Source organism: Priestia megaterium NBRC 15308 = ATCC 14581, from assembly GCF_000832985.1.
In the GTDB taxonomy this organism is placed as follows: domain Bacteria; phylum Bacillota; class Bacilli; order Bacillales; family Bacillaceae_H; genus Priestia; species Priestia megaterium.
The window spans coordinates 2,174,853-2,199,769 of sequence record NZ_CP009920.1; the positions used below are offsets into that span (position 1 = coordinate 2,174,853).

Sequence of the window (24,917 nt, forward strand, 5' to 3'; positions counted from 1 at the left end):
TGAAAATTATTTATTGACACAATTAGAGATAGATTGTTATAATTTTATGTTTTTGACTATTTTTCTAACATGTGTTATACTATACATAGTGAGGTGGACCAATATGGCGAAAACTTTGTCTGATATTAAGCAAGCGCTGGATTTGCACCTAGGCCAACGATTAACTTTAAAAGCAAACGGTGGTCGTAGAAAAACAGTAGAACGTTCAGGTGTATTAACAGAAACGTACCCATCTGTTTTTATCGTTGAATTAGATCAAGAGGAAAACTCTTTGGAGCGGGTTTCGTATAGTTACGCAGATGTGTTAACGGAAACAGTGCAACTAAAATTTTTCTAAGAATGACATAGGCAATATAGCAAGTGGTGATGAGCAGTGGACATTGGTTTACTGCTTTTTTATTGGTCTTTTTTTCAAATTATATATGCATTATTTTTTATACATACTATACATATCGTCCTCGCGTTTCTTATGTAAAAGAGCGAGGAGATTCAGGTTGAAATTTCATTTTATACGTAAAGGAGCCATGTGCAATGTCAAGGCGTAGAGGGATTATGTCATCGAAGCTGAAAGAAGAACTGGCTAAAGAACTTGGTTTTTACGATACTGTACAAGCAGAAGGCTGGGGCGCTATTCGGGCAAAAGACGCAGGCAATATGGTGAAGCGAGCTGTAGAGCTTGCACAGCAGCAGCTAAAGCAATAGCATAGTGAAAATCAATGCTTATACGACTATTTAAAGTGAAATGAGGAAAACCGAAGTGTATAACCGCTTCGGTTTTTTTGTCCCAAAATGAAAGATAAAACAGAGGATTAAACAAAGATGTTTAAATGAACAGCTATATCTTGTTCATTTTATGATAAAATAGCGTTAAACTCGATAAGATGAAGTAGGTGAAGTAAGTTGAAATTAATGGTGAAAGCACCGGCTAAAATAAATTTGTCACTTGATGTGTTACATAAACGTCCAGATGGTTACCATGAAGTTAAGATGATTATGACAACAATTGATTTAGCGGACAGAATTGAACTTTCTGACCGTGAAGATGGACGAATTGTTATCTATTCTCATAATCGCTTTGTTCCAGATGACCAGCGAAATCTCGCTTATCAGGCAGCGCAGATTTTGAAGCGACGTTATAACATTTCAAAAGGTGTAAATATATTAATTGATAAACATATTCCAGTAGCTGCTGGATTAGCTGGAGGCAGCAGTGACGCGGCTGCTACATTACGCGGTTTAAATACGTTATGGGAATTAGGGTTGTCATTAGACACACTTGCACAAATAGGGGCTGAGATTGGCTCTGACGTATCTTTTTGCGTGTACGGAGGGACAGCTCTTGCTACAGGGCGCGGAGAGATTGTAGAGCATATTGAGGCACCTCCAAGCTGCTGGGTGATTTTGGCTAAGCCTGAAATAGGTGTTTCTACAGCAGATGTATATCGAAACTTAAAAATTGAAGAGATGGATCATCCTAAAGTAGATGAGATGGTTCACGCCATACAATCAGGAAATTATGATCAAATGTGTAGCCTTGTAGGAAATGTATTGGAAGCAGTAACACTGAAAATGCATCCGGAAGTAGCTCTCATTAAAGAACAAATAAAGCGTTTTGGCGCCGATGCTGTGCTCATGAGCGGCAGTGGGCCAACTGTATTTGGACTTGTACAGCATGATTCACGTATGCATCGCATTTATAATGGATTACGTGGCTTTTGTGATAAAGTTTATGCAGTTAGGCTATTAGGTGAACGAATAACGCTTGAATAAATCCGTATGTTAATGTTATATTTACATTACAATATTCGGATTTTCAGGAGGATGTTATGAAGTTTCGACGTAGTGGACGATTAATTGATATGACCAACTATTTCATTCAAAACCCTCAGCGCCTTATCCCTCTTACGTATTTTGCAGATAAATATGATTCCGCAAAATCATCTATTAGCGAAGATATGGCGATTATTAAACAAACTTTTGAACAGCAGGGTATCGGAACTTTGGTTACGCTACCAGGGGCTGCCGGCGGAGTTAAATTCATTCCAAAGATGACGAATGAAGAAGCCGGTCAGCTTGTTCAAGAATTATGTGGGTTGATTGAAAAACCTGAGCGTTTACTGCCAGGTGGATATTTATATTTAACTGATATTTTAGGGAACCCCCGCGTTGTGAATAAAATCGGTCGCTTGTATGCATCGCTTTTTGCTAACCGCAAAATCGATGTGGTGATGACTGTAGCAACAAAAGGTATTCCTATTGCGTATGCGGTTGCTCAGTATTTAGACGTGCCGGTTGTTATTGTGCGCAGAGACAGTAAAGTAACTGAAGGATCGACCGTTAGTATTAACTACGTGTCGGGTTCATCTAAGCGCATTCAAACGATGCTGTTAGCTAAAAGAAGTTTAGCGGTGGGGTCAAATGTACTCATCATTGATGATTTCATGAAAGCTGGCGGTACTGTAAATGGAATGGTTAGCTTGCTTGAAGAGTTCGATGCAACTGTTGCTGGTATTGGAGTTTTAGTAGAATCAGAAGATATTGAAGAACGTTTAGTGGATGAGTATGTGTCCCTTGTACAATTAACAGATGTAAATATCAAAGATAAACAAATTCGAGTACAAGAAGGCAATTACTTAAAATATATTTGATCAAGTAAGGGAGAGGAACATATGTTACAGGTTCAAACAAAAAATGCACCGCAAGCTATTGGTCCATATTCACAGGGAATTGTTGTGAATAACTTGTTTTACAGTTCAGGTCAAATTCCACTTCGTCCAGATGGTACGTTGGTCGAAGGAGATGTTCAAGTACAAGCTACTCAAGTATTTGAAAATCTAAAAGCAGTTCTTGAAGAAGCTGGAGCTTCTCTAAATACAGTTGTAAAGGCAACCGTGTTCATTAAAGATATGAACGACTTCGCAGCGTTAAATGAAGTCTATGGCGACTACTTCGGGGACCATAAGCCGGCACGTTCATGTGTAGAAGTTGCGAGACTACCTAAAGATGTACTTGTTGAAATTGAAGTTATTGCGCTTGTTAAAGGGTAATTAAATTAACAAATTTCTAACAAAAAGCAAGTAACTTCCAATTGTTCACTTTTTTTGCGAAAATTTTCTAAAAATTTTTTCTGAATAGCAGGAAAACACAAAATTCTGTGGAATTAAGTATGTAAAGCTTCGCATAGAAAAAGGTGGTGAACAAGATGGAAGTAACTGACGTAAGATTACGCCGCGTGAACACTGAAGGACGTATGAGAGCGATTGCTTCAATCACATTAGATGGTGAATTTGTTGTTCATGATATTCGTGTGATTGATGGTAATAATGGCTTATTTGTAGCCATGCCAAGTAAACGTACACCGGATGGTGAGTTCCGTGATATTGCACATCCAATCAATTCAAATACTCGCGGAAAGATTCAAGATGCTGTTTTAGCAGAATATCATCGTTTAGGTGAGGTAGAAGTTGAATTCGAAGAAGCGGGTGCTTCGTAAACATATGATACATTAAGAGTCTACTGAAAAGTAGACTCTTTTCTTTTTGATTACCACTTATATAATTTCACACCTTTGTAAAACTTTAGCATTACCAAAAAATAAAATTCATGACTTATAAATGATTCCTTGAAATGCTGTCATTTTTGATATAATATTCTTAATGGATAAAAAGGTAAAATTGGAGGCCTGTTATGTCAAAAAGATATGCAGTCATATTGGCAGCTGGTCAGGGTACACGTATGAAGTCATCTTTATATAAAGTGTTACACCCTGTGTGTGGCAAACCGATGGTGCAACACGTAATTGATCAGTTATCACGTTTGGATTTAACAAGTTTAATTACAGTTGTAGGTCACGGTGCCGAAAAAGTGAAATCACATGTTGGAGATAAAAGCTTATTTGCTTTACAAGAAGAGCAGTTAGGAACAGCTCATGCAGTAATGCAAGCAGAATCTTTACTTGCACATGAAAAAGGTACGACAATTGTTGTATGTGGAGATACTCCGCTTATTACAGCTGAAACAATTGAATCTTTATTAAAGCATCATGAAGCAACAAATGCAATGGCAACTATTTTAACAGCTCATGCAGAAGATCCAACAGGATATGGACGCATCATTCGAAATGAACAAGGGTCTGTTGAAAAGATTGTGGAGCATAAAGATGCCACAGAACAAGAGCGTCTTGTACAGGAAATTAATACTGGTACGTATTGTTTTGATAATGAGAAATTATTTGAGACACTTTCAAAAGTTTCAAATGATAATGTACAGGGAGAGTATTATTTACCTGATGTTATCGAAATTCTAAAAAATGAAGGTCAAATTATTTCTGCATATCAAACATCCGATTTTGCTGAAACATTGGGCGTTAATGATCGATTTGCTCTGTCTCAAGCAGAAGAAACAATGAAAAAGCGCATCAACAAGCAGCATATGTTAAATGGAGTGACGATTGTGGATCCTTCTAACACGTACATTTCAGCAGATGCTGTCATTGGCAGAGATACGGTTATTTATCCTGGTACGGTTATTCAAGGAACAGTTGTAATTGGAGAGAATTGTGAAGTAGGACCTAACAGTGAAATTAAAGACTGCAAAATAGGTAATAATACTTCTATTCGCCATTCTGTTGCTCACGATAGTGAAATTGGTCACGAAGTCACAATTGGCCCATTTGCACATATTCGTCCTCAATCATTAATTGGAGATGAAGTGCGCGTAGGAAACTTTGTAGAAATTAAAAAAGCATCTTTTGGCAAAGGTAGCAAAGCTTCTCATTTAAGTTATATTGGAGACGCAGAGGTCGGAAAAGATGTAAACTTAGGGTGCGGATCTATTACAGTTAACTACGATGGGAAAAATAAATTTTTAACAAAGATTGAAGATGGGGCATTCGTAGGATGTAACTCAAACTTAATTGCACCTGTAACAATTGGTGAAGGCGCCTATGTTGCAGCTGGTTCAACCGTAACGGATGATGTGCCAGGAAAAGCATTATCAATTGCTCGTGCGAAACAAGTAAATAAAGAAAACTATGCTGAAAAGCTTGATATTAATAAAAAATCCTGACGGAGGTTTCACAATAAAATGTCAAATGTATATGCTGATGAAAATTTAAAGTTATTTACGCTAAATTCAAACAAGGCTTTAGCTGAAGAGATCGCAAAAGTAATTGGTGTGGAATTAGGTAAATGTTCGGTTGATCGTTTCAGTGACGGTGAAATTCAAATTAACATTGAAGAAAGTATCCGTGGTTGTGATGTATTTATCATTCAATCAACAAGTGCTCCAGTTAACGAACACTTAATGGAATTATTAATTATGATTGATGCATTAAAACGTGCATCAGCTAAAACAATTAACATCGTTATGCCTTACTATGGCTATGCTCGTCAGGATCGTAAAGCTCGTGCACGTGAACCAATCACTGCCAAATTAGCAGCAAATATCATTGAAAAAGCGGGAGCTACTCGTATTATCACATTAGATTTACATGCTCCTCAAATTCAAGGTTTCTTCGATATTCCAATTGACCATTTAGTAGGTGTTCCAATTTTAGGTGAATACTTCAAGAGTAAAAACCTTGATGACGTTGTTGTTGTATCTCCGGACCACGGTGGCGTAACGCGTGCTCGCCGTTTAGCGGAACGTCTAAAAGCGCCGATCGCTATCATTGACAAACGTCGCCCACGTCCAAACGTAGCAGAAGTTATGAACATTGTTGGACAAGTGGAAGGAAAAACAGCAATCTTGATTGATGACATGATTGATACAGCTGGTACAATTACAATTGGTGCAAGTGCATTAATTGAAGCAGGTGCAAAAGAAGTATATGCTTGTTGTACACACCCAGTACTTTCAGGCCCTGCGATTGAGCGTATTCAAAACTCTACAATCAAAGAGTTAGCTGTAACAAACTCTATTGCTTTAACAGAAGATAAGAAAATTGATAAAGTAACAGAACTTTCAGTAGCTCCGTTAATCGGTGAAGCGATTATTCGTGTTCACGAAGAGCAATCAGTTAGTACATTATTTGATTGATAAACAGAACCTCTTTCCATTTGGAAAGAGGTTTTTTTGAAAAAAATTTAAATGTGCCAACCCTTGATTTTAAAGCGCTTTGGATGGAATGCACAAAGATATATTACTGTTCAAACTGGGTTTCATGTTTAGCAACCTTCTAAAAAGGGTACATTTTAAGTAGAAAACATACTGGAAGGTGAATAAAATGAGTATTTCAATTCAAGCAAATAAAAGAACGGATTTCAAAAATTCTACAAATAGAAAGATTCGCGACGAAGGAAACTTCCCAGCGGTTGTTTACGGAAATAAAACAGAATCCACACCTATTTACTTAAACAGTGCTGATTTTATTAAGACTATTCGTGAAGCAGGACGCAATGGAGTGTTAACGTTACAAGTGGATAAGCAAAAATATTCCGTAATGTTACATGATATTCAAACTGATCCATTAAAAAACGAAATTGTCCACGCCGATTTCCAAGTGATCGACATGAAGAAAGAAATTGATACTGAAGTTTCTTTATCTCTAGTAGGAGAAGCAAAAGGAACAAAAGAAGGCGGCGTATTACAGCAGTCTTTATATGAAATTTCATTAAAAGGCTTGCCGCAGGATATCCCATCGTCTATTGATGTAGATGTATCAGAGTTAGGAATTAATGATACAATCACAGTAGCGGATATTAAGGTAGGTAAAAAGCTGGAAATTACGCATAATGCAGAAGATACAGTTGCTTCTGTGCTACCTCCTCAACAGGAAGAAGAGCCGGACAGCGGCGAAGTTCAGGATGCTGAAGGCGATGTTGAAGCAACAAAAGAAAAAAATAACGAAGAATAATATAAAAAGACGTAACCAAAAGGTTACGTCTTTTTATGTGAATTGATTATAATAAAAGTGATACTATATAGTAATGTAAAACATTAAAGACATTTACCTATTATGTACAACTTACATAGAGTGGAAAGGAGTATCTATTTTGAAATTAATCGTTGGTTTAGGGAATCCTGGAAAAGAATATGACCGTACCCGTCATAACATAGGATTTATGGCAATTGATAAAATTGCTGAACAGTTTATGATTTCACTAGATAAAACAAAGTTTAGCGGAATATATGGAACAGGTATAATAAAAGGAGAAAAAGTCATATTATTAAAGCCTCTAACATATATGAATTTATCAGGAGAAAGTATTCGCCCGTTAATGGACTATTTTGATATAGACGTCGAAGACTTGCTTGTTATTTACGATGACTTAGATTTACCGTGCGGAAAAGTAAGATTGCGTACAAAAGGAAGTCCGGGCGGCCATAACGGAATAAAATCAATTATTCAGCATTTAAAAACCCAAGAGTTTAACCGAATTCGTATTGGAATCGATCGTCCGAAAAACGGTATGAAAGTAGTTGATTACGTACTAGGGCGCTTTACAGAAGATGAAATGGTTCATATGGAAGAAGCGATGAAAACGTCTATACACGCGAGTGAAGATTTTTTAGGTAAACCGTTCTTAGAAGTAATGAATCGCTATAATTAAGTAGAATAAAATTTCTCTCAATCGTCCATACTAACACTAAAAGATTTGGGAGGATTTGTATGTCTATTCATTATTTCTGTAGACATTGTGGCGCAAAAGTCGGTATGATAGAAAAGACAGCTCACAATACAGAAGCACTCGGTTTTAATCACCTAACCGCAGATGAACGAAAAGACTTTATTCACTACCATAATAGTGGAGATATCGTGGTTAAAATTATTTGTGAAGACTGTCAAGAAGCGCTAGAACGAAATCCAGACTATCATCAGTACGAAACATTTATACAATAAAAAGCTTTGGTCTCAAACCAAAGCGTTTTTCTGTTTAGTTTAGACATATCATGGGAGGAGGGAATTCCTTTGCGAGGGATTAGACAGCAATTTGAAGAAAATAAAGAAATTGGAGCTGTTGTCAGCAGCTTAGAAGAAGGTTTGAAAGAACAGTTAGTAACGGGAATTTCCGGTTCAGCTCGATCTGTATTAATGGCACTCTTAAATGAGGATAAAAAATACCCTTTATTAGTAGTGACTCATAATTTATATCAAGCTCAAAAAGTGTATGAAGACCTTTTGCATCTTTTACCGGAAAAAGACGTTTTCTTATACCCTGTTAACGATTTAGTTGCTACAGAAGTGGGGATTGCAAGTCCAGAATTAAAGGCTCAGCGAATTGAAGTACTCAATTATTGGAGTCAACATACAGGTGGAGTAGTTGTAACACCGCTTGCAGGAATTCGAAAGCTGCTGCCTCCTAAAGCAAGATGGGAGCAAACACAGCTGCCGTTTCAAATGGGAATTGACATCGACGTTGATCATTATTTAAAAAGGTTAGTTGAGTTGGGCTATGAGCGGGCATCTATGGTTTCAGCTCCGGGTGAGTTTAGTGTGCGCGGAGGAATCATTGACATTTATCCGTTAACAGAAGAGCTACCTGTCCGAATTGAACTATTTGATACGGAGATTGATTCCATTCGTACTTTTACAATCGAGGATCAACGCTCTCAAGAGCAGTTAAAAGAAATTTCAATCGGTCCTGCTACGGAAATCATTGTGAACCAAAATGAAGTGGCCCAAGGAATTGAAGAACTAGAAGCACAGCTGGCTTCGACGCTGCAACAAGTAAAAAACGCAGCGCTAAAAGCTACCTTAACAGAAAATATTAAAGGTGAAATCGAACAGCTGCGTCAAGGTCAGCTTCTTGAAAATATGTTCAAGTATTTATCATTCTTCTACGAATCGCCTGCTAGTTTACTAGATTATTTACCAGAAGGCGGCCTTGTCATCTTTGATGAAACCACTCGAATTCAAGAAACGTCTGATCAGCTTGAAACAGAGGAAGCTGAATGGATAACCGAATTATTAGGACAGGGGCAAATTGTTCGAGACGTTCAATTATCTCATAAGCTCCCATCTCTTATTCAGCGAGCAAAACATCAGTTTTTATACTTATCGTTATTTTTGAAGCACGTATCGTATACGAGTCCGCAAAATATTATTAATATTTCATGTAAGCAGATGCAGCAGTTTTACGGCCAAATGAACTTATTAAAAAGTGAAATTGAACGTTGGAAAAATGCTAATTATACGGTAGTCCTCTTAGGAGCAGATAAAGAGCGCGTGAAAAAACTTGAAGGTGTACTAGCAGATTATGATATTGATTCATCTATTTTAGATGGAAATGGTCAGCTTGTGCCAGGTCTTGTTCAAATTATTGAAGGCGATTTACAAATGGGCTTTGAACTGCCGATGCAAAAATTAGCTGTTTTAACCGAGGAAGAATTGTTTAAAAAACGGGTAAAGAAATCAAAGCGTCGTCAAAAGCTTTCCAATGCAGAACGTATTAAAAGCTATTCAGAGTTAAACGTAGGTGACTATGTCGTTCACGTGAACCACGGTATTGGCCGTTATTTAGGAATGGAAACGTTAGAGATTAACGGTAATCATAAAGATTATATCCATATCAAATATGAAGGCTCTGACAAGCTGTACGTTCCTGTTGAACAGATTGATCAAGTACAAAAATATGTAGGCTCTGAAGGGAAAGAGCCAAAAGTATATAAACTTGGCGGAAATGACTGGAAGAAAGTGAAACGAAAAGTTGAGTCTTCTGTTCAAGATATCGCTGATGACTTAATTAAACTGTATGCAGAGCGTGAAGCAAGTAAAGGTTATGCATTTTCCCCCGATGGCGATTTACAAAGAGAATTTGAAACAGCTTTCCCTTATCAAGAAACCGAAGATCAGCTTCGTTCTGTACAAGAAATTAAAAAGGATATGGAACATGAAAGACCAATGGATCGTTTGCTTTGTGGAGACGTTGGATATGGAAAAACAGAAGTAGCCATTCGTGCTGCATTTAAAGCTGTGACAGATGGAAAACAAGTGGCTATTTTAGTGCCAACCACTATTTTAGCTCAGCAGCACTATGAAACCATCCGTGAGCGTTTTCAAGACTATCCAATCAACATTGGGCTATTGAGCCGCTTTCGCAGTCGTAAACAGCAGCAAGAAACAATTAAAGGGCTAAAAAACGGGACCGTAGATGTGGTGATTGGTACACATCGTTTACTATCTAAAGACGTGATTTATAAAGATTTAGGATTGTTAGTTATCGATGAAGAGCAGCGTTTTGGTGTAACGCACAAGGAAAAAATCAAGCAAATGAAAGCAAACGTTGATGTCCTTACACTTACAGCAACACCTATTCCACGAACATTACATATGTCTATGTTGGGCGTAAGGGATTTGTCTGTTATTGAAACGCCGCCTGAAAATCGTTTTCCGGTTCAAACATATGTAGTGGAGTATAATCCGGTTTTAGTTCGTGAAGCGATTGAGCGTGAGTTAGCGCGTGATGGCCAAGTTTACTTTTTATATAATCGCGTAGAAGATATTGAACGAAAAGCAGAAGAAATTTCGATGCTCGTGCCTGATGCTAGGGTAACGTATGCCCACGGAAAAATGAATGAAACCGAACTCGAAGCGGTTATCTTAAGCTTTTTAGAAGGCGAATATGACGTGATTGTGAGTACAACCATTATCGAAACGGGAGTAGATATTCCCAATGTAAATACGCTTATTGTCAATAATGCTGATAAGATGGGATTATCACAACTGTATCAATTAAGAGGGCGTGTAGGTCGTTCAAACCGCGTGGCATATGCGTACTTTACGTATCACAAAGACAAAGTACTGACAGAAGTAGCTGAAAAGCGTCTGCAAGCTATTAAAGAATTCACCGAATTAGGTTCTGGTTTTAAAATTGCTATGCGTGATCTTTCAATACGTGGTGCCGGAAACTTACTGGGTGCTCAGCAGCATGGATTTATCGATTCTGTCGGTTTCGATCTCTACTCGCAAATGCTTAAAGAAGCGATAGAGGAAAGACGCGGGTCTGACGGAGAAAGTGTGAAATTTAATGTGGAAATGAATCTGGACTTAGACGCATATATTCCTGATCAGTACATTACAGACGGCCGCTTGAAAATTGAGATGTATAAGCGCTTTAGAGGAATTGAAGCACTAGAAGATATTCAAGAATTGCAGGATGAAATGATTGATCGTTTTGGAGAGTATCCGGCTGAGGTTGAGTATTTGTTTAAAGTAGCTGAAACAAAAGTATATGCAACGCAGAACTTAGTAGAATCTATTCTTCAGTCAAAACAAGAAATTTCTATTCTGTTGTCTGAAGAAGCGAGCTCAACGGTAGACGGCCAAAAATTATTCATGCTAGGTGATCAATTCGGCAGAATGGTCAGCTTAGGTATGGAAGGCAAGAAAGTAAAATTAGTGGTTAATGTAAAAGGACTTGCTCAAAAAGAATGGCTCAATATTGTGTATCAGTTAGTAAAAGGAGTAGCCACTGTTAAAAAAGAACAAGTTACGAATTAAAACAGGCAAGACAAAAGTATTTTAGTTAAAGGAAAATCCGAACGATGAATTGAGGTTCTTGATAAAGAATCCAACCCGTTCGGATTTTTTTATTGATATGGTGAATACAGGTTTCATGTATGTGGCTGCTTTTAGATGGTGATTGAAGGACAAGACAAAGACTCCCGCGGGAAAAGCGGAAAGCGAAGTCTTGCACAGAAATCAGCAGCGGTGTCTCAAGCGGTTTACCTCATGTCTCCTAGTTGTTCGTCTTTAGGCGAGATAGGTTTAGTTATGTCTCAGCCTCTCTTGTATAGTCAAATAAAAATATCCAGATCCCCATGTTTTGGCGGTTTTTTGGACATTTTTTTAATAAAAGCACACTTTTTAACAAAAAAAGAGATGGTTGGTGAATAGAAGTTGTAGAGTGAAGAATACTAACCTCAACAAAGGTGAACCTTTTATCATATAGCCATCAGTGATATTCACCAACTATTTTAATCATCATATGAAAGAGAGGCTTCAATGAATGAAAGCAACAGGTATTGTTCGTCGTATTGATGATTTGGGTCGCGTTGTGATTCCAAAAGAAATTAGAAGAACGCTTCGCATCCGAGAGGGAGATCCGCTAGAGATTTTCGTCGATCGCGATGGAGAAGTTATTTTAAAGAAATATTCGCCAATTAGTGAATTAGGAGACTTTGCAAAAGAGTATGGCGAAGCGCTATACGATAGCTTAGGTCATCCTGTACTTATTTGTGACCGCGATGTATTTATTGCGGTAGCAGGAAGTTCTAAAAAAGAATACTTAAATAAAAACATTAGTTCGTTAGTGGAATCTGTTATGGAAAGCCGCAGTTCTTCTTTAGTAACCGATGGGAAAAACCTTGAATTTGTCGATGGATACGAAGAAAATATTTCTTCTTATACAATCGGTCCGATTATTGCAAATGGAGATCCGATTGGAGCTGTTGTCATTTTCTCAAAAGATAAGTCCCTTGGTGAAGTAGAGCATAAAGCCGCCGAAACAGCAGCTAGCTTCTTATCTCGTCAAATGGAGCAGTAAGCGTAATTATCTTTATTTTACATTATCTACTGAAAAGGTAGCAGTTTCTGCTGCCTTTTTTCATGCTGTCTTACCTTAGAAATAAAGAGAACATGATATAATGGTACGGTATTTTATTTATTGGAAAGTGCAGGATGTTTTATAAGAACAAAGCTCTATTCTATTGCGGTTAGCGGCTAATAAAAAGAGTTGTTCACATCATTACAAGCTGCAGGTGAAAGGTGTAGGAATGCAGAAACAATCAAAGCTCTATTCTATTTTTAACGGCGCCATTATTTTAACGCTCGCAGGTTTATTTACGAAAATCTTAAGTGCCACTTATCGTATTCCATATCACCATATTGCGGGAGATATAGGGTTTTATATCTATCAGCAAGTTTATCCGCTATATGGAATTGCGCTACAGCTAGGTACATATGGTTTCCCTGTAATTATTTCAAAGTTAGTAGCTGATTATGGGGCAACAAACCGGAGAAAGGAAATACGGGGAATACTTCAAGTTTCATTTGCTTTTTTGTTTGTAGTAGGCTGCACGATATTTGCGCTCGAATATATCTTTGCAGAAACAATCGCCGAGTGGATGGGAGATCGGGAGTTAACGATTCTCATTGAAATTATTTCATTTTCCTTTTTACTTATTCCGTTTATTGCTGTTATTCGTGGTTATTATCAAGGATTATATAATATGTTTCCTACAGCGCTGTCTCAAATCGCAGAACAAGTTGTGCGAGTAGGGACTATTTTGTATCTATCTATTTTCTTTGTGCACCATGGATATGGTCCTTATACTACGGGGGCGGGAGCAATTTTTGGCTCCATAACAGGCGGTCTAACATCTCTTATTGTTTTGTTTTTATTTGTTTTTAGAACAAAGACAAATTCTAAGGGAATGTTTCAACGCATAAAGAAAGCAGACGTCAAAAAAATAGTAAAAGTCCTGGTTATTCAAGGTTTATTAATTTGTATTAGCGGTATGGGTCTGCTGTTTATCCAGCTTATTGACTCCTTTACTTTATATTCTAGTCTAACGGCGCACGGCATGGCTGAAGAAGCAGCACAAATTTTAAAAGGTATTTACGACCGCGGTCTTCCGTTGATTCAATTAGGTACAGTAGTAGGTACAGCTTTTTCGCTTTCGCTTGTACCTGTTATTTCTTCAGCCATTGCGAAAAAGAACTTGTCATTTGTGGTTGAAAAAGTTCAGCTGTCTCTCCGTCTATCGCTTGTAGTCGGAGTTGGAGCAGCTTTTGGCTTGATTGCGCTGATGAAACCCATTAATATGCTTTTATACGGTGACTCCCACGGAACGGACGTTTTACAAATTTTGAGCTTGTTAGTTATATTTACAACAGTAGCAGCAACTGCTGGAGCTGTGCTGCAGGGGATGGGAGCTGTTTTCGCGCCTGTAATAGCCGTCATCGCTGGCATGGCAGTCAAACTGATATTGAATCTTTGGCTAATACCAGATTTTCAAACCATAGGAGCAGCCATTGCTTCCTCAGCTGGATTCGCTATCGTTGCAGCAATCAATCTATTTTGTCTGTATAAAAAGTTAGCTGTACCTCTTGTTCCGAAAAAGGTGAGTGGAGGTATTTTTATAACGGGCATAGCAATGGTCGTTCTTTTGCAAAGCTATTTATTTTGTTTACATCACTTTGTATGGTCTAATGGTTTAGATACAAGCAAACAAGTGGTTGAAACAGGAGCTGGTGTTTTAATAGGCGGTTTGTTTTATTTGTTTATCATTATGAAACAACACATTTTTACCGAAGAGGAATTACGTTTACTTCCAATGGGAAGTGTTTTAGCTAAATACGTATTAAAAAATAAATAAGAAGGTGAAGCAATGACAGGTAAAGTAACAGTTATTGGTTTAGGAGCAGGCGATTTAGAACAGCTACCTGTAGGCATTTATCGCTTGCTACAGCAGGAAAAGCATATTTATATGCGCACAAAAGAACATCCTGTAATCAAAGAATTAGAAAGTGAAGGCTTGACGTATGTATCCTATGATGACGTATACGAATCTTATGATGCATTTGAAGAGGTATATGAACATATATCAAATGATTTAATCGATAAAGCTTCAATAGAAGAAGTGGTGTATGCCGTTCCTGGGCACCCTTTAGTGGCAGAACGTACGGTTCAATTACTTTTACAAAAAGGAAAAGAACGAGGCATTCCTGTTGAAATTAAAGGAGGACAAAGCTTCTTAGACCCAATTTTTGGTGCGCTAAAGATCGATCCTATCGAAGGATTTCAGCTGCTAGACGGAACAGATTTAAAGCGAAGCGAAATAGAGTTAACCGGTCATGTTCTAATTGCTCAAGTGTACGATCAGTTCGTTGCTTCAGAGGTAAAGCTAACGCTGATGGAACACGTTCCTGATGATTACCTCGTTTATATTGTAACAGCAGCAGGAAGCAGTGAAGAAAAAATCCAGCCGGTCAAGCTGTATGAATTGGATAGAGAAATGTCGCTCAATAACTTAACGACTATTTATGTGCCTCCCGTAGCAGACGAAACAATTTTATATCATCAATTTGACTCGTTCAGAAGGATTATTGCCACGCTCAGAGGGCCAAACGGATGTCCTTGGGATCAAAAACAAACGCATGAATCGCTCAAGCGCTATTTGCTAGAAGAGTCATATGAGTTATTAGATGCAATTGACCGTCAAGATGACGATAATATGATTGAAGAGCTCGGTGATGTATTGCTGCAAGTATTGCTTCATGCCCAAATCGGTGAAGATGAAGGAATGTTTTCAATTGATGATGTCATTCGCAGTGTTTCAGAGAAAATGGTAAGACGCCATCCACATGTATTTGGGGAAGTGAGCGTGAATGATGCAGATGAGGTCTTAAAAAATTGGGATGAAATCAAAAAAGAAGAAAAAGGAGAGGAACCTTCTTCTCTGTTAGCTTCTGTACCTGGGGCTATGCCTTCTTTAATGAAAGCGCATGGATACCAAAAACAAGCTGCAAAAGTTGGTTTCGATTGGTCAGAAGTTGAACCTATGTGGGAAAAAGTACAGGAAGAACTTGCTGAATTCCAAGAGGAAGTACAGCATGCTGATAAAGAAAAAATGAGCGATGAATTTGGAGATATTTTATTTGCTTTAGTGAATATTGCAAGGTTTTATAAAATTGACTCTGAAGCCGCATTAGCTAAAACGAATACAAAATTTTTAAATCGATTTCAATATATTGAAGAAAAAGTGAGAGCTTCTGAAAAACCATTTGAATCTTTTTCGTTAGAAGAGTTAGATGAATTTTGGGAAGACGCCAAAAAAACAGGTTTGTAAAACAGAAAGGTGAGGGAATTATGAGGTTAGATAAATTTTTAAAAGTATCACGTTTAATTAAGCGCCGTACATTAGCAAAAGAAGTATCAGACAAGGGCCGTATTACCATTAATGGTATTGTTGCAAAAGCAAGCACAAATGTGAAAGTAGGAGATGAGTTAGCGATCACATTTGGCACGAAGAAAATTACCGTTAAAATAGAGGCTCTTCAAGAAGCAGCTAAAAAAGAAGAAGCAGCTAATTTATACTCAATTGTCAAAGAAGAGCGTATTTCATCTGAAGTATAACTGATGAAGGCTTGTTCTAAATCACCTTTCTCATTCATATGTTTTAAACAACAGATAACAAGAGCGAATGCTCTTAATGAATGAGGTGGGGATGAAGATATGAGCCAATTTTACGAAACAAGCAATTCAAACAAAGACCATACTCCAAATCATGATTTAGTGATGAAGGGTCGGCGTCTCTTAGATATCACGGGTGTGAAGCAGGTAGAGAGCTTTGACAATGAGGAATTTTTACTTGAAACAGTGATGGGTTTCTTGTCAGTTAGAGGGCAAAACCTGCAAATGAAAAATTTAGACGTTGATCAAGGAATTGTATCGATAAAAGGAAAAATCTTTGATATAGTTTACTTAGATGAGAACCAATCGGAGAAGGCTAAAGGATTCTTTAGTAAGTTGTTTCGATGAGTTTAAACATTCAGCTCTATACAATGCTTGCGATGGTATCGATGGGAAGCGGTTTAGGTGCTTCTCTCGATACTTATCGTTACTTTGTTAATCGCTCTAAATCACGCCCATGGTTTGTATTTGTGAATGACGTGTTGTTTTGGATGGTGCAAGCTCTTCTCATTTTTTATGTGTTGTTTTTAGTGAATGAAGGAGAACTGCGTTTGTATGCGTTTCTTGCTTTGTTTTGCGGCTTTGCCGCGTATCAAAGCTTATTTCAATCACTGTATTTAAAAGTATTAACATTTACTGTCTCGAGCGTATTAAGTTTATATCGAGGTGTTCTAACGCTTAGTAATATTTTTTTGGTCAAGCCTATCCGCTTCTTTATTCATATTTTAGTTGTAGTCGCTTTAGGGATCTACCGAGCTGTTCATAAGCTGCTCGTATTCTGTCTAAAGCTTATTTACGTACCGACCAGGTGGCTTCTTTTCGTATTTTGGAGAATGATGCCTAAACCTGTAAAACGATTTTTACATATGGGTTTTCGGTATATAGAAGGAATTTACAATCGTGCAAAGAATATGATAATGAGAATTGTTGCATGGGTGAACACTTTAAAAAACAAGGGGGACGACTAATTCAATGAGTGCGGTACGAAAAAAAAAGGTCGCGAAGTTAAATACTGATTATAGCCATAAACAAGAGCAAATTAAACAAAATACAGATCGAAAGCGTATCGGTTTAATTAGGCGTTTGACTGTTTTCGGAGTGTTGGCCTTAATCATTGGTGGATTGATGGTATCAGCTTTAATTACGCAAACCTCAGCTATTGAGAACAAAAAAGCTGAGAAGGTGAAATTAGAACAGCAGCTGACAAAATTACAAAGCAAGCAAAAACAGTTAAAAGGTGAAATCGTCAAGTTAAATGACGATGATTATATTAAAAAGATTGCCCGCAGAGATTATTTTTTATCAGAAGACGGAGAAATTATCTTTAATGTAAAAAAAGACTAAACGTATGGTTCGTTGACAGTGTATTTTTGCTTTTTGTATAATATAATAAATTGATTTCTTTTATCATTTAAGGAGGAGCATTTTTTTTATGTCAATCGAAGTAGGCAGCAAGTTACAGGGAAAGGTAACAGGTATTACGAACTTTGGAGCTTTTGTTGAGTTACCAGGAGGTTCAACAGGCTTGGTTCATATCAGTGAAGTAGCTGATAATTACGTAAAGGACATTAACGACCATTTAAAAGTGGGCGACGAAGTTGAAGTCAAAGTAATTAACGTTGAGAAAGATGGTAAAATTGGTCTTTCAATTAAGAAAGCGGTAGACAAACCAGAACGTCCAGAAAGACCAGAGCGTCCTGCAAGAGCGCCACGCTCAGACCGTCCACGTGATTCACGCCCACAACGTAATAACAATCGTGGTGGCGGTAATGATTTCCGTACAAAAGAAACATTCGAACAAAAAATGAATCGTTTCTTAAAAGACAGTGAAGAACGTTTATCTTCCCTAAAACGCCATACCGAATCAAAACGCGGTGGACGCGGTGCAAAACGCGGTTAACTTGCTGCTTATATCAAATAGATAGCGAGTTTTTGGAAAGTGCCTTTTATCTAAAAGGTGCTTTTTTTATATGTAAAAAAGAGTAGAAAAAAAGCATGTACTGTTGTACATGCTTTTTGATGACCCGTACGGGATTCGAACCCGTGTTACCGCCGTGAAAGGGCGGTGTCTTAACCGCTTGACCAACGGGCCTTTATTCGAGTAGCGGCGGAGGGGATCGAACCCCCGACCTCACGGGTATGAACCGTACGCTCTAGCCAGCTGAGCTACACCGCCATTATACGTTCTCTAAAAGACATTTATAATAATATAAAAAAGAAGGGTTATTGTCAATAACTTTTTTGTTATTTTTATAGACTATTATTTGCTTTTAAAAAAGAATGATGATCATAGGCTTTCTCTGAGGCAAACAGTATCTCTGATATTTTTTAAATTGCCATGTAAGATTGTACATCTTTTTGTATAGTTTTCAATATAATACTAGAAAATAGTCGAACGATTATAGGTATTTTGCTAGTCCGTTTGACAAAATTTCACCTTTCGTCGCGATATAATAATGAATAAGTATAATTAGCGGGTGGTGGGAGAATGCAAAAGACGGAAAGAGATTTTGCAAGTCCAACAACAGAGGCGGTATTTAACCGAACTAGATTAGAAATGTCCCGTGTGTTTACAAAGGCGGGTATGAAAACGGAAAAGGTGTTATTTCAATGGGGATTGTTGCTGCTAGTCGTAGGTTTTTTATTAGGACGAGCGTTAATTTTAATGAAAATCATGCCATTTGCTTTGCCATTCTTTGCAGCTGTAATGGCTATAAAGAAAGAAAAAGCACCATTGGCAAGTTTAGCCGTATTGGCAGGGGCATTTAGTGTTTCCATTCAAAATGGAGGTACCGTATTTGCTACACTATTTGTTTTCTTACTAATTCATCGATTTAGCGGCATACTGACAATGGATCCGTTAAAAAAGCTGCCGTTCACTGTATTTAGCGCGATGTTACTTACAAAACTAACTATTTTTTATGTGTTTACCAAGGAATTCACCATGTATGATTTTACATTTGTGGCAGTAGAAGCAGGGTTGAGCTTTATCTTAACTATGATTTTCTTACAAAGCGTGCCTTTAATTTCATACCGAAAGCGAAAACAATCATTAAAAACAGAAGAAGTGATTTCTCTAATTATTTTGTTGGCATCTGTTATGACGGGGACAATAGGGTGGATGATTTACGGGCTTTCGGCTGAACATATATTATCTCGTTACTTAGTATTAGTTTTTGCTTTTGTATCTGGCCCCACGATAGGAGCTACGGTAGGGGTCGTAACCGGTTTAATTTTAAGCTTCGCGAATGTTTCTAGTTTGTACGAAATGAGTTTACTCGCCTTTTCCGGCTTACTTGGAGGACTTTTAAAAGACGGTAAAAAGCTAGGGGCAGCTCTTGGGCTGGTTGTTGGTTCATTGCTAATCGGCCTATATGCTCAGGCTGATCAAGGATTGACGACTAATTTGTATGAATCACTGACGGCTGTTGTCCTATTTTTATTAACCCCATCTTTTGTTTTGAAAAACTTGAGTAAACTAGTACCAGGGACATCTGAAAACATGCTTGAACAACAGCAGTACGTGCGTAAGATCCGAGACGTAACAGCGAATCGCGTAGAACAGTTCTCAAATGTTTTTCAAGCACTTTCCAAAAGCTTTACGCAAAATGGGTTTTATGATGAAAAGCCAAGCGCCGATAAAGAAGTTGATTATTTCTTAAGCAGCGTTACCGAAAGGACATGCCAATTTTGTTTTAAAAAAGAACAATGTTGGGCACAGCAGTTTGATACAACCTATGAATATATGAAGGAAATTATGCTTGAAGTTGATAATGGCACTCTTGAACAAAATCCAAGACTAATTCGAGAAATGGACAAACATTGTGTGAAATCGAAAAAAGTCATCGATGTGATTGAGCATGAACTTACGTATTTTAAAGCGAATCAGCACTTAAAAGCCCAAATTCAAGAAAGTAGAAGGATTGTAGCAGAACAGCTTCACGGTGTTTCTGAAGTCATGGGGAATTTTGCAAAAGAAATTAAGCGAGAGCGCGAAAATTTAAATGTACAAGAAGAACAGATTTTAGAAGCTCTTCGTAACTTTGGGATGGAAATCAATCAAATTGAAATTTATAGCTTAGAACCTGGAAATGTAGATATTGAAATGTGGGTGCCATATTGTCACGGAAGAGGAGAATGCGAGAAGATTATTGCGCCAATGCTTACAGATATTTTAGGTGAAAGTATTGTAGTAAAGAACGAAGAATGTGCTAAATATCCTCAAGGCTATTGCCACGTTTCGTTTGGCTGTACAAAAGCGTACGTTGTTGATACAGGCGTAGCACATGCTGCTAAAGGCGGAGGGTTTGTATCCGGTGACAGCTACTCCATGATTGAGCTAAACGCTGGTAAGTATGCACTAGCTATTAGCGATGGTATGGGGAATGGAGAGCGTGCCCACTATGAAAGCAGCGAAACGCTTCAGCTGTTAAAACAAATTTTACAAACAGGAATAGAAGAGACAATTGCAATTAAATCGATTAACTCTATTTTATCGCTGCGTACAAACGATGAGATCTTTTCTACGTTAGATTTAGCGATGATCGACTTACAAGATGCCAATGTAAACTTCTTGAAAATCGGTTCTACGCCAAGCTTCATCAAACGTGGAGATAAGGTGATTAAAATACAGGCAAGCAATTTGCCAATGGGCATTATTGAAGAATTTGAAGTCGATGTTGTGAATGAACAAATGAAGGCCGAAGACTTATTAATTATGATGAGTGATGGCGTATTTGAAGGACCAAAACACGTTGAGAACTACGAAATGTGGATGAAGCGAAAAATTGGCGAGCTTCAAACAAACGATCCACAAGAAATTGCAGACTTAATTATGGAAGAAGTTATTCGAACAAAATCAGGTTTAATTGAAGATGATATGACGGTAGTTGTGGCAAAGCTTCAGCACAATACTCCGAAATGGTCATCGATTCCTTCTTACGCTTATCGTAAAAAAGCACAATAGTTAGATAGAAGTATATTTTATCTCCTCCTCGTCTATCATGTTAATACTGATAATGAGGAGGGGATTTTTTTTATGAAAAAAGGTACATTGAAACAGATGTTGGTCATTACGGACGGTGGTTCGAATACAGGTGAAGATCCGGTAGCAATGGCAGCACTAGCTAAAGAACAAGGGATTAGTGTAAACGTTATTGGTGTGATGGAAGAGGACACAATTGATGAGCAAAGTACGAATGAAATAGAAGGCATTGCCATGTCAGGCGGTGGCGTGAGTCAAATTGTTTACGTAAAACAGCTATCTCAAACTGTTCAAATGGTTACAAGGCAGGCAATGACGCAAACACTTCAAGGTGTTGTAAATAAAGAACTTCAGCAAATTCTAGGTTCCTCTAATTCAAGATTAGAAGAGTTATCTCCTGAGAAGCGAGGAGAAATCATGGAAGTTGTTGATGAACTTGGGGAAACGGTTGACTTAGAGATTCTTATTTTAGTTGACATGAGCGGAAGTATGAAAAATAAGCTTCCTACTGTAAAGGAGTCGCTGTTAGATTTATCGTTAAGCTTGAATGCTCGCATGGGGCATAATCAATTTTCAATCTTTTTATTTCCTGGGAAAAAGAAAGACGTAGAGAAGCTAATGGACTGGAATCCAAGGTTAGAGTCGCTTTCAACGATTTTTCCGAAACTAACAGCAGGAGGTATTACGCCTACTGGACCGGCTATCAAAGAGGCTACTCATTATTTCACCAAAAAGCGCTCATTGAGAGGGTTGTTAAAAAATAATGAACAATACATTGAAGAATCAGGTATGTAACCTATCTCCGGGAACAGAAATTCAAGGAAAATGGCATCACGTCCATTATAAAATTCTTGAGAAATTAGGCGTGGGGGCAACTGGAGTTGTCTATTTAGTTCAATTAGTAAACGGAACGCTAGCAGCGTTAAAAATAAGCTTTTCCAACATGTCCGTTACAGCAGAAGTGAATGTGTTAAAAAAGCTCTCTCAAGTCAAAGACAAAGTGCTAGGACCACGCTTACTTGATGTAGATGATTGGAGCTACGGTTCTCATGCTCTTTCTTTTTATGTAATGGAGTATGTGAAAGGGCAGCCTCTCCTTTCCTTTATCTCAACAAGAGGGACAGAATGGCTGCAAGTATTTGCAAGTCAGCTCTTAACAGACTTAGAAAACCTTCATGAAGAAGGATGGGTATTTGGTGATTTAAAACCAGAAAACCTGGTCGTAACATCTAACCCCGTAAAAGTTCGATGGATTGACGTAGGAGGAACAACTCTGCAAGGGCGGTCAATAAAAGAATTCACCGACTTTTATGATCGAGCGCACTGGGGGCTTGGCTCCCGAAAAGCAGAACCAACCTATGATTTGTTTGCTGTATCTATGGTTTTGATTCACGCAGCTTATGGCAAGCGAATTAATAAAACGGACAAACCGGCTGAACAATTAAAACAATTTATATTAACAACAAAGCAGTTGGAACCTTTCGGGGACGTTTTGTATCAAGCGGTTACGGGAAAGTATAAGTCAGCTAAAGAAATGAAAACAGAGGTGTTATCGGTCGAAAAAAGAAGAGGGGCAAAAAGTAAAGGAACAAAGCCTCAAAACGTTCGTCAACCGTCTGCCCCTCGTGTTAAAGTAAAGAAGAAGCGTTCTCACGTGTTAGAGACGCTACTACTTTGTACGTCTGTAATGTTGATTTATATTTTGTATCTATTTATTCAAGTGCTATAAAGTTTGGAGAAATTGTGAAACTTTCCTTATAGTCATTCGTATAAAGTAAATTAATGATACATTATTGCGTGTACATTATAAGGATGAGTCATTCTTATGGAAAAGCAAGTGAACAATTTTATGACAAAACATCAGTTATTATCCGCAGGCTCTACAGTGGTTGTAGGTATTTCTGGTGGTCCTGATTCTTTAGCACTGCTGCATTTCTTATGGAGTCTGAAAGAGCAAAAATCTCTCACGATTATTGCTGCTCATGTTGATCATATGTTCCGGGGCGAAGAGTCACAGCAAGATATGGAATATGTGCAGAACTACTGCAAACAATTGAATATTAAATGTGAGGCGAAGCAGATTGATGTTACTGCCTATCAGAAGGAAAGAAAGTTATCTTCTCAAGTAGCAGCCAGGGAATGCCGCTATACATTTTTTACTCATGTTATGAAGAAGCACAAAGCAAATTTTCTTGCATTAGGACATCACGGAGATGATCAGATTGAAACGATGTTAATGCGAATGGTCCGAGGCAGTACGATGAATGGATACGCAGGGATGCAGCCCAAGCGGCCATATGCGGATGGATTTATTATTAGGCCGTTCCTAGCCGTAACGAAAGAAGAAATCAATCGCTACTGTAAGCTACATGGGCTTACCCCTCGGATTGATCCGAGTAATGAGAAAGACTCGTACACGAGAAATCGGTTTCGTCATTACGTTTTGCCATTTTTAAAGCAAGAAAACGCAGCTGTACATGAAAAATTTCAACAATTTAGCGAGAACTTGCATGAAGATCAAGCATACTTAGAGGAATTAACGACCGATGTGATGAATAAAGTAATGAGAAAGAAATTGCAAAATGAAATTCTCATCGATAGAGATTGTTTTCTAAGGATACGCAAGCCTTTACAAAGGCGTGGTATTCAACTAATATTAAACTATCTCTATAAAGAAATTCCTCCAACCCTTTCCTCAGCGCATGTTGACATGTTAGTAGGATTTTGCGAAAGTGAAAAACCGTCTGGGACGCTTGACTTTCCAAATGGTTTACGTATTATCCGATCTTACAACGACTGTCTTTTCACCTTTAATGAGGGGAACATCGAGCCATATGAATTTATTGTTCCGATTCCAGGGGTCGTCGAGCTTCCAAATGGTCACCAGCTTATTTGTGAAATACATAATAAAGTCGAAGATATAAAAGGAAACGATGTTTTTCTTTTAGATGAAGCTCACGATTTACAATCATTAAAGGTAAGGACACGAAAAAATGGCGATAAAATGCGAGTAAAGGGCATGAAGGGACATAAAAAAGTAAAGGATATTTTTATCGATGAAAAAATCCCTTTACACTTCAGAGATCATTGGCCGGTAGTGGAAGATAGCCAAGGAACTATTTTGTGGCTACCTGGTTTGAAAAAATCTGCTTATGAACTGCATACACATAAGTCCAGATATGTTATTTTATACTATAAGTAGCGAAAACTTCTAGGAGGCAAGTAAGGAATGAAGCAGGATATTCAAGAAATTTTGATTTCAGAAGAAGAAATACAACAGAAAGTAAAAGAATTGGGTAAGCTATTATCTGAGGAATACGCTGACCGTTTTCCTTTGGTAATCGGTGTATTAAAAGGCGCTATGCCTTTTATGTCTGATCTAATTAAGCGTGTTGATACATATTTAGAAATGGATTTTATGGATGTATCAAGTTATGGCAATGCAATGGTTTCTTCTGGTGAAGTAAAAATCCTAAAAGATTTAGATACATCAGTTGAAGGTCGAGATATTCTTATCTTAGAGGATATTATCGACAGCGGCTTAACGCTTAGCTATCTTGTAGAGTTATTCAAGTACCGTAAAGCTAAGTCAATTAAGATTGTCACACTCTTAGACAAACCAACAGGTCGTAAAGCATCTATTAAAGCAGATTACGTTGGATTTGAAGTACCTGATGCATTCGTAGTAGGGTATGGATTAGATTATCAAGAAAAATATCGTAACCTGCCGTATATTGGGGTTCTTAAACCGCAAGTATACAGCAATTAATAAGCACATATCCAAGTGCAATTTA

General features: G+C 37.8%; 25 protein-coding genes and 2 tRNA genes. 25 read left to right on the plus strand and 2 right to left on the minus strand.

All coding sequences use genetic code 11. The annotated features are described in order from the left end of the window. Positions 1-103: 103 nt before the first annotated feature. The 20 genes from veg (at position 104) to BG04_RS11850 (ending at position 18,039) form a co-directional block, all read left to right on the plus strand. The gene (veg, locus tag BG04_RS11750) at positions 104-337 is read left to right on the plus strand and encodes a biofilm formation stimulator Veg (RefSeq protein ID WP_013054859.1); all 234 of its coding nucleotides are present in this window, start codon (positions 104-106) and stop codon (positions 335-337) included. A 194-nt stretch (positions 338-531) separates the two neighbouring features. Then, positions 532-702: a small, acid-soluble spore protein, alpha/beta type gene (locus tag BG04_RS11755; protein WP_013054860.1), complete on the plus strand. Its 171-nt coding sequence runs from the start codon at positions 532-534 to the stop codon at positions 700-702. 198 nt (positions 703-900) lie between these two features. Beyond that, positions 901-1,770 carry a 4-(cytidine 5'-diphospho)-2-C-methyl-D-erythritol kinase gene (ispE, locus tag BG04_RS11760; RefSeq protein ID WP_016762701.1) on the plus strand — a complete coding sequence of 290 codons (870 nt, stop codon included), beginning with the start codon at positions 901-903 and terminating at the stop codon, positions 1,768-1,770. 56 nt (positions 1,771-1,826) lie between these two features. After that, a complete protein-coding gene (gene purR / locus BG04_RS11765) occupies positions 1,827-2,648 on the plus strand; it encodes a pur operon repressor (RefSeq protein WP_013054862.1) in 822 nt (273 codons plus the stop codon). A gap of 21 nt (positions 2,649-2,669) precedes the next feature. Beyond that, positions 2,670-3,047 (plus strand): RidA family protein, encoded by a 378-nt coding sequence (locus tag BG04_RS11770; protein ID WP_013054863.1) that lies wholly within the window; start codon positions 2,670-2,672, stop codon positions 3,045-3,047. 155 nt (positions 3,048-3,202) lie between these two features. Continuing rightward, entirely contained in the window at positions 3,203-3,493 is a 291-nt protein-coding gene (spoVG, locus tag BG04_RS11775; RefSeq protein WP_013054864.1) for a septation regulator SpoVG, read from the plus strand. Between the two features lie 194 nt (positions 3,494-3,687). After that, positions 3,688-5,067, plus strand: a complete 1,380-nt coding sequence (glmU, locus tag BG04_RS11780; protein ID WP_034654921.1) for a bifunctional UDP-N-acetylglucosamine diphosphorylase/glucosamine-1-phosphate N-acetyltransferase GlmU — start codon at positions 3,688-3,690, stop codon at positions 5,065-5,067. A gap of 18 nt (positions 5,068-5,085) precedes the next feature. Beyond that, complete coding sequence (locus BG04_RS11785) at positions 5,086-6,039, plus strand: ribose-phosphate diphosphokinase (protein WP_013054866.1); 954 nt, start codon at positions 5,086-5,088, stop codon at positions 6,037-6,039. A gap of 187 nt (positions 6,040-6,226) precedes the next feature. Beyond that, complete coding sequence (locus BG04_RS11790; RefSeq protein ID WP_034654922.1) at positions 6,227-6,856, plus strand: 50S ribosomal protein L25/general stress protein Ctc; 630 nt, start codon at positions 6,227-6,229, stop codon at positions 6,854-6,856. Between the two features lie 139 nt (positions 6,857-6,995). After that, a complete protein-coding gene (gene pth / locus BG04_RS11795; RefSeq protein ID WP_034654924.1) occupies positions 6,996-7,553 on the plus strand; it encodes an aminoacyl-tRNA hydrolase in 558 nt (185 codons plus the stop codon). A gap of 59 nt (positions 7,554-7,612) precedes the next feature. Next, entirely contained in the window at positions 7,613-7,843 is a 231-nt protein-coding gene (gene fin, locus BG04_RS11800) for an anti-sigma-F factor Fin (RefSeq protein WP_013054869.1), read from the plus strand. A gap of 69 nt (positions 7,844-7,912) precedes the next feature. Continuing rightward, positions 7,913-11,443, plus strand: a complete 3,531-nt coding sequence (gene mfd, locus BG04_RS11805) for a transcription-repair coupling factor (protein ID WP_016762704.1) — start codon at positions 7,913-7,915, stop codon at positions 11,441-11,443. A 508-nt stretch (positions 11,444-11,951) separates the two neighbouring features. Next, on the plus strand, positions 11,952-12,488 hold the full coding sequence (gene spoVT / locus BG04_RS11815; RefSeq protein WP_013054872.1) for a stage V sporulation protein T: 537 nt from the start codon (positions 11,952-11,954) through the stop codon (positions 12,486-12,488). 229 nt (positions 12,489-12,717) lie between these two features. After that, positions 12,718-14,322 carry a putative polysaccharide biosynthesis protein gene (locus BG04_RS11820; protein ID WP_034654930.1) on the plus strand — a complete coding sequence of 535 codons (1,605 nt, stop codon included), beginning with the start codon at positions 12,718-12,720 and terminating at the stop codon, positions 14,320-14,322. 12 nt (positions 14,323-14,334) lie between these two features. Then, the gene (yabN, locus tag BG04_RS11825) at positions 14,335-15,795 is read left to right on the plus strand and encodes a bifunctional methyltransferase/pyrophosphohydrolase YabN (protein WP_013081346.1); all 1,461 of its coding nucleotides are present in this window, start codon (positions 14,335-14,337) and stop codon (positions 15,793-15,795) included. A gap of 20 nt (positions 15,796-15,815) precedes the next feature. Then, positions 15,816-16,082 (plus strand): RNA-binding S4 domain-containing protein, encoded by a 267-nt coding sequence (locus BG04_RS11830; protein ID WP_013054875.1) that lies wholly within the window; start codon positions 15,816-15,818, stop codon positions 16,080-16,082. A gap of 99 nt (positions 16,083-16,181) precedes the next feature. Continuing rightward, positions 16,182-16,487 (plus strand): sporulation protein YabP, encoded by a 306-nt coding sequence (gene yabP, locus BG04_RS11835; protein WP_013054876.1) that lies wholly within the window; start codon positions 16,182-16,184, stop codon positions 16,485-16,487. After that, complete coding sequence (gene yabQ / locus BG04_RS11840; RefSeq protein ID WP_025753169.1) at positions 16,484-17,107, plus strand: spore cortex biosynthesis protein YabQ; 624 nt, start codon at positions 16,484-16,486, stop codon at positions 17,105-17,107. The genes yabP and yabQ overlap by 4 nt, the downstream gene beginning before the upstream one ends. Before the next feature lie 4 nt (positions 17,108-17,111). Further along, positions 17,112-17,483, plus strand: a complete 372-nt coding sequence (locus tag BG04_RS11845; protein ID WP_013054878.1) for an FtsB family cell division protein — start codon at positions 17,112-17,114, stop codon at positions 17,481-17,483. A gap of 88 nt (positions 17,484-17,571) precedes the next feature. Further along, entirely contained in the window at positions 17,572-18,039 is a 468-nt protein-coding gene (locus tag BG04_RS11850) for a S1 domain-containing RNA-binding protein (protein ID WP_013054879.1), read from the plus strand. Between the two features lie 120 nt (positions 18,040-18,159). Here BG04_RS11850 and BG04_RS11855 read toward each other — a convergent pair. Then, positions 18,160-18,231: transfer RNA gene (locus tag BG04_RS11855), tRNA-Glu, on the minus strand. A 10-nt stretch (positions 18,232-18,241) separates the two neighbouring features. Continuing rightward, positions 18,242-18,315, minus strand: a tRNA-Met gene (locus BG04_RS11860). A 312-nt stretch (positions 18,316-18,627) separates the two neighbouring features. Between BG04_RS11860 and spoIIE the strand changes: the two genes are divergently transcribed. The 5 genes from spoIIE to hpt all read left to right on the plus strand — a co-directional run bounded on the left by spoIIE (position 18,628) and on the right by hpt (position 24,892). Next, positions 18,628-21,105: a stage II sporulation protein E gene (spoIIE, locus tag BG04_RS11865; protein ID WP_013054880.1), complete on the plus strand. Its 2,478-nt coding sequence runs from the start codon at positions 18,628-18,630 to the stop codon at positions 21,103-21,105. A 72-nt stretch (positions 21,106-21,177) separates the two neighbouring features. Further along, positions 21,178-21,918 carry a VWA domain-containing protein gene (locus BG04_RS11870; RefSeq protein ID WP_013054881.1) on the plus strand — a complete coding sequence of 247 codons (741 nt, stop codon included), beginning with the start codon at positions 21,178-21,180 and terminating at the stop codon, positions 21,916-21,918. Then, complete coding sequence (locus BG04_RS11875; protein WP_034654932.1) at positions 21,887-22,852, plus strand: protein kinase domain-containing protein; 966 nt, start codon at positions 21,887-21,889, stop codon at positions 22,850-22,852. Before BG04_RS11870 ends, BG04_RS11875 begins: the two co-directional genes overlap by 32 nt. A 96-nt stretch (positions 22,853-22,948) precedes the next feature. Beyond that, entirely contained in the window at positions 22,949-24,325 is a 1,377-nt protein-coding gene (gene tilS, locus BG04_RS11880) for a tRNA lysidine(34) synthetase TilS (protein WP_013081349.1), read from the plus strand. Positions 24,326-24,352: 27 nt separating this feature from the next. Continuing rightward, positions 24,353-24,892, plus strand: a complete 540-nt coding sequence (gene hpt, locus BG04_RS11885; RefSeq protein WP_013054884.1) for a hypoxanthine phosphoribosyltransferase — start codon at positions 24,353-24,355, stop codon at positions 24,890-24,892. Positions 24,893-24,917 lie beyond the last annotated feature (25 nt).

Coding starts and splice junctions, on each gene's coding strand:
- glmU (WP_034654921.1), top strand. CDS start 3,688: ATGTCAAAAAGATATGCAGTCATATTGGCAGCTGGTCAGGGTACACGT.
- BG04_RS11790 (WP_034654922.1), top strand. CDS start 6,227: ATGAGTATTTCAATTCAAGCAAATAAAAGAACGGATTTCAAAAATTCT.
- purR (WP_013054862.1), top strand. CDS start 1,827: ATGAAGTTTCGACGTAGTGGACGATTAATTGATATGACCAACTATTTC.
- yabP (WP_013054876.1), top strand. CDS start 16,182: ATGAGCCAATTTTACGAAACAAGCAATTCAAACAAAGACCATACTCCA.
- BG04_RS11875 (WP_034654932.1), top strand. CDS start 21,887: ATGAACAATACATTGAAGAATCAGGTATGTAACCTATCTCCGGGAACA.
- BG04_RS11845 (WP_013054878.1), top strand. CDS start 17,112: ATGAGTGCGGTACGAAAAAAAAAGGTCGCGAAGTTAAATACTGATTAT.
- yabQ (WP_025753169.1), top strand. CDS start 16,484: ATGAGTTTAAACATTCAGCTCTATACAATGCTTGCGATGGTATCGATG.
- BG04_RS11830 (WP_013054875.1), top strand. CDS start 15,816: ATGAGGTTAGATAAATTTTTAAAAGTATCACGTTTAATTAAGCGCCGT.
- spoVT (WP_013054872.1), top strand. CDS start 11,952: ATGAAAGCAACAGGTATTGTTCGTCGTATTGATGATTTGGGTCGCGTT.
- veg (WP_013054859.1), top strand. CDS start 104: ATGGCGAAAACTTTGTCTGATATTAAGCAAGCGCTGGATTTGCACCTA.
- yabN (WP_013081346.1), top strand. CDS start 14,335: ATGACAGGTAAAGTAACAGTTATTGGTTTAGGAGCAGGCGATTTAGAA.
- BG04_RS11870 (WP_013054881.1), top strand. CDS start 21,178: ATGAAAAAAGGTACATTGAAACAGATGTTGGTCATTACGGACGGTGGT.
- spoIIE (WP_013054880.1), top strand. CDS start 18,628: ATGCAAAAGACGGAAAGAGATTTTGCAAGTCCAACAACAGAGGCGGTA.
- BG04_RS11785 (WP_013054866.1), top strand. CDS start 5,086: ATGTCAAATGTATATGCTGATGAAAATTTAAAGTTATTTACGCTAAAT.
- tilS (WP_013081349.1), top strand. CDS start 22,949: ATGGAAAAGCAAGTGAACAATTTTATGACAAAACATCAGTTATTATCC.
- BG04_RS11755 (WP_013054860.1), top strand. CDS start 532: ATGTCAAGGCGTAGAGGGATTATGTCATCGAAGCTGAAAGAAGAACTG.
- BG04_RS11820 (WP_034654930.1), top strand. CDS start 12,718: ATGCAGAAACAATCAAAGCTCTATTCTATTTTTAACGGCGCCATTATT.
- fin (WP_013054869.1), top strand. CDS start 7,613: ATGTCTATTCATTATTTCTGTAGACATTGTGGCGCAAAAGTCGGTATG.
- spoVG (WP_013054864.1), top strand. CDS start 3,203: ATGGAAGTAACTGACGTAAGATTACGCCGCGTGAACACTGAAGGACGT.
- BG04_RS11770 (WP_013054863.1), top strand. CDS start 2,670: ATGTTACAGGTTCAAACAAAAAATGCACCGCAAGCTATTGGTCCATAT.
- BG04_RS11850 (WP_013054879.1), top strand. CDS start 17,572: ATGTCAATCGAAGTAGGCAGCAAGTTACAGGGAAAGGTAACAGGTATT.
- hpt (WP_013054884.1), top strand. CDS start 24,353: ATGAAGCAGGATATTCAAGAAATTTTGATTTCAGAAGAAGAAATACAA.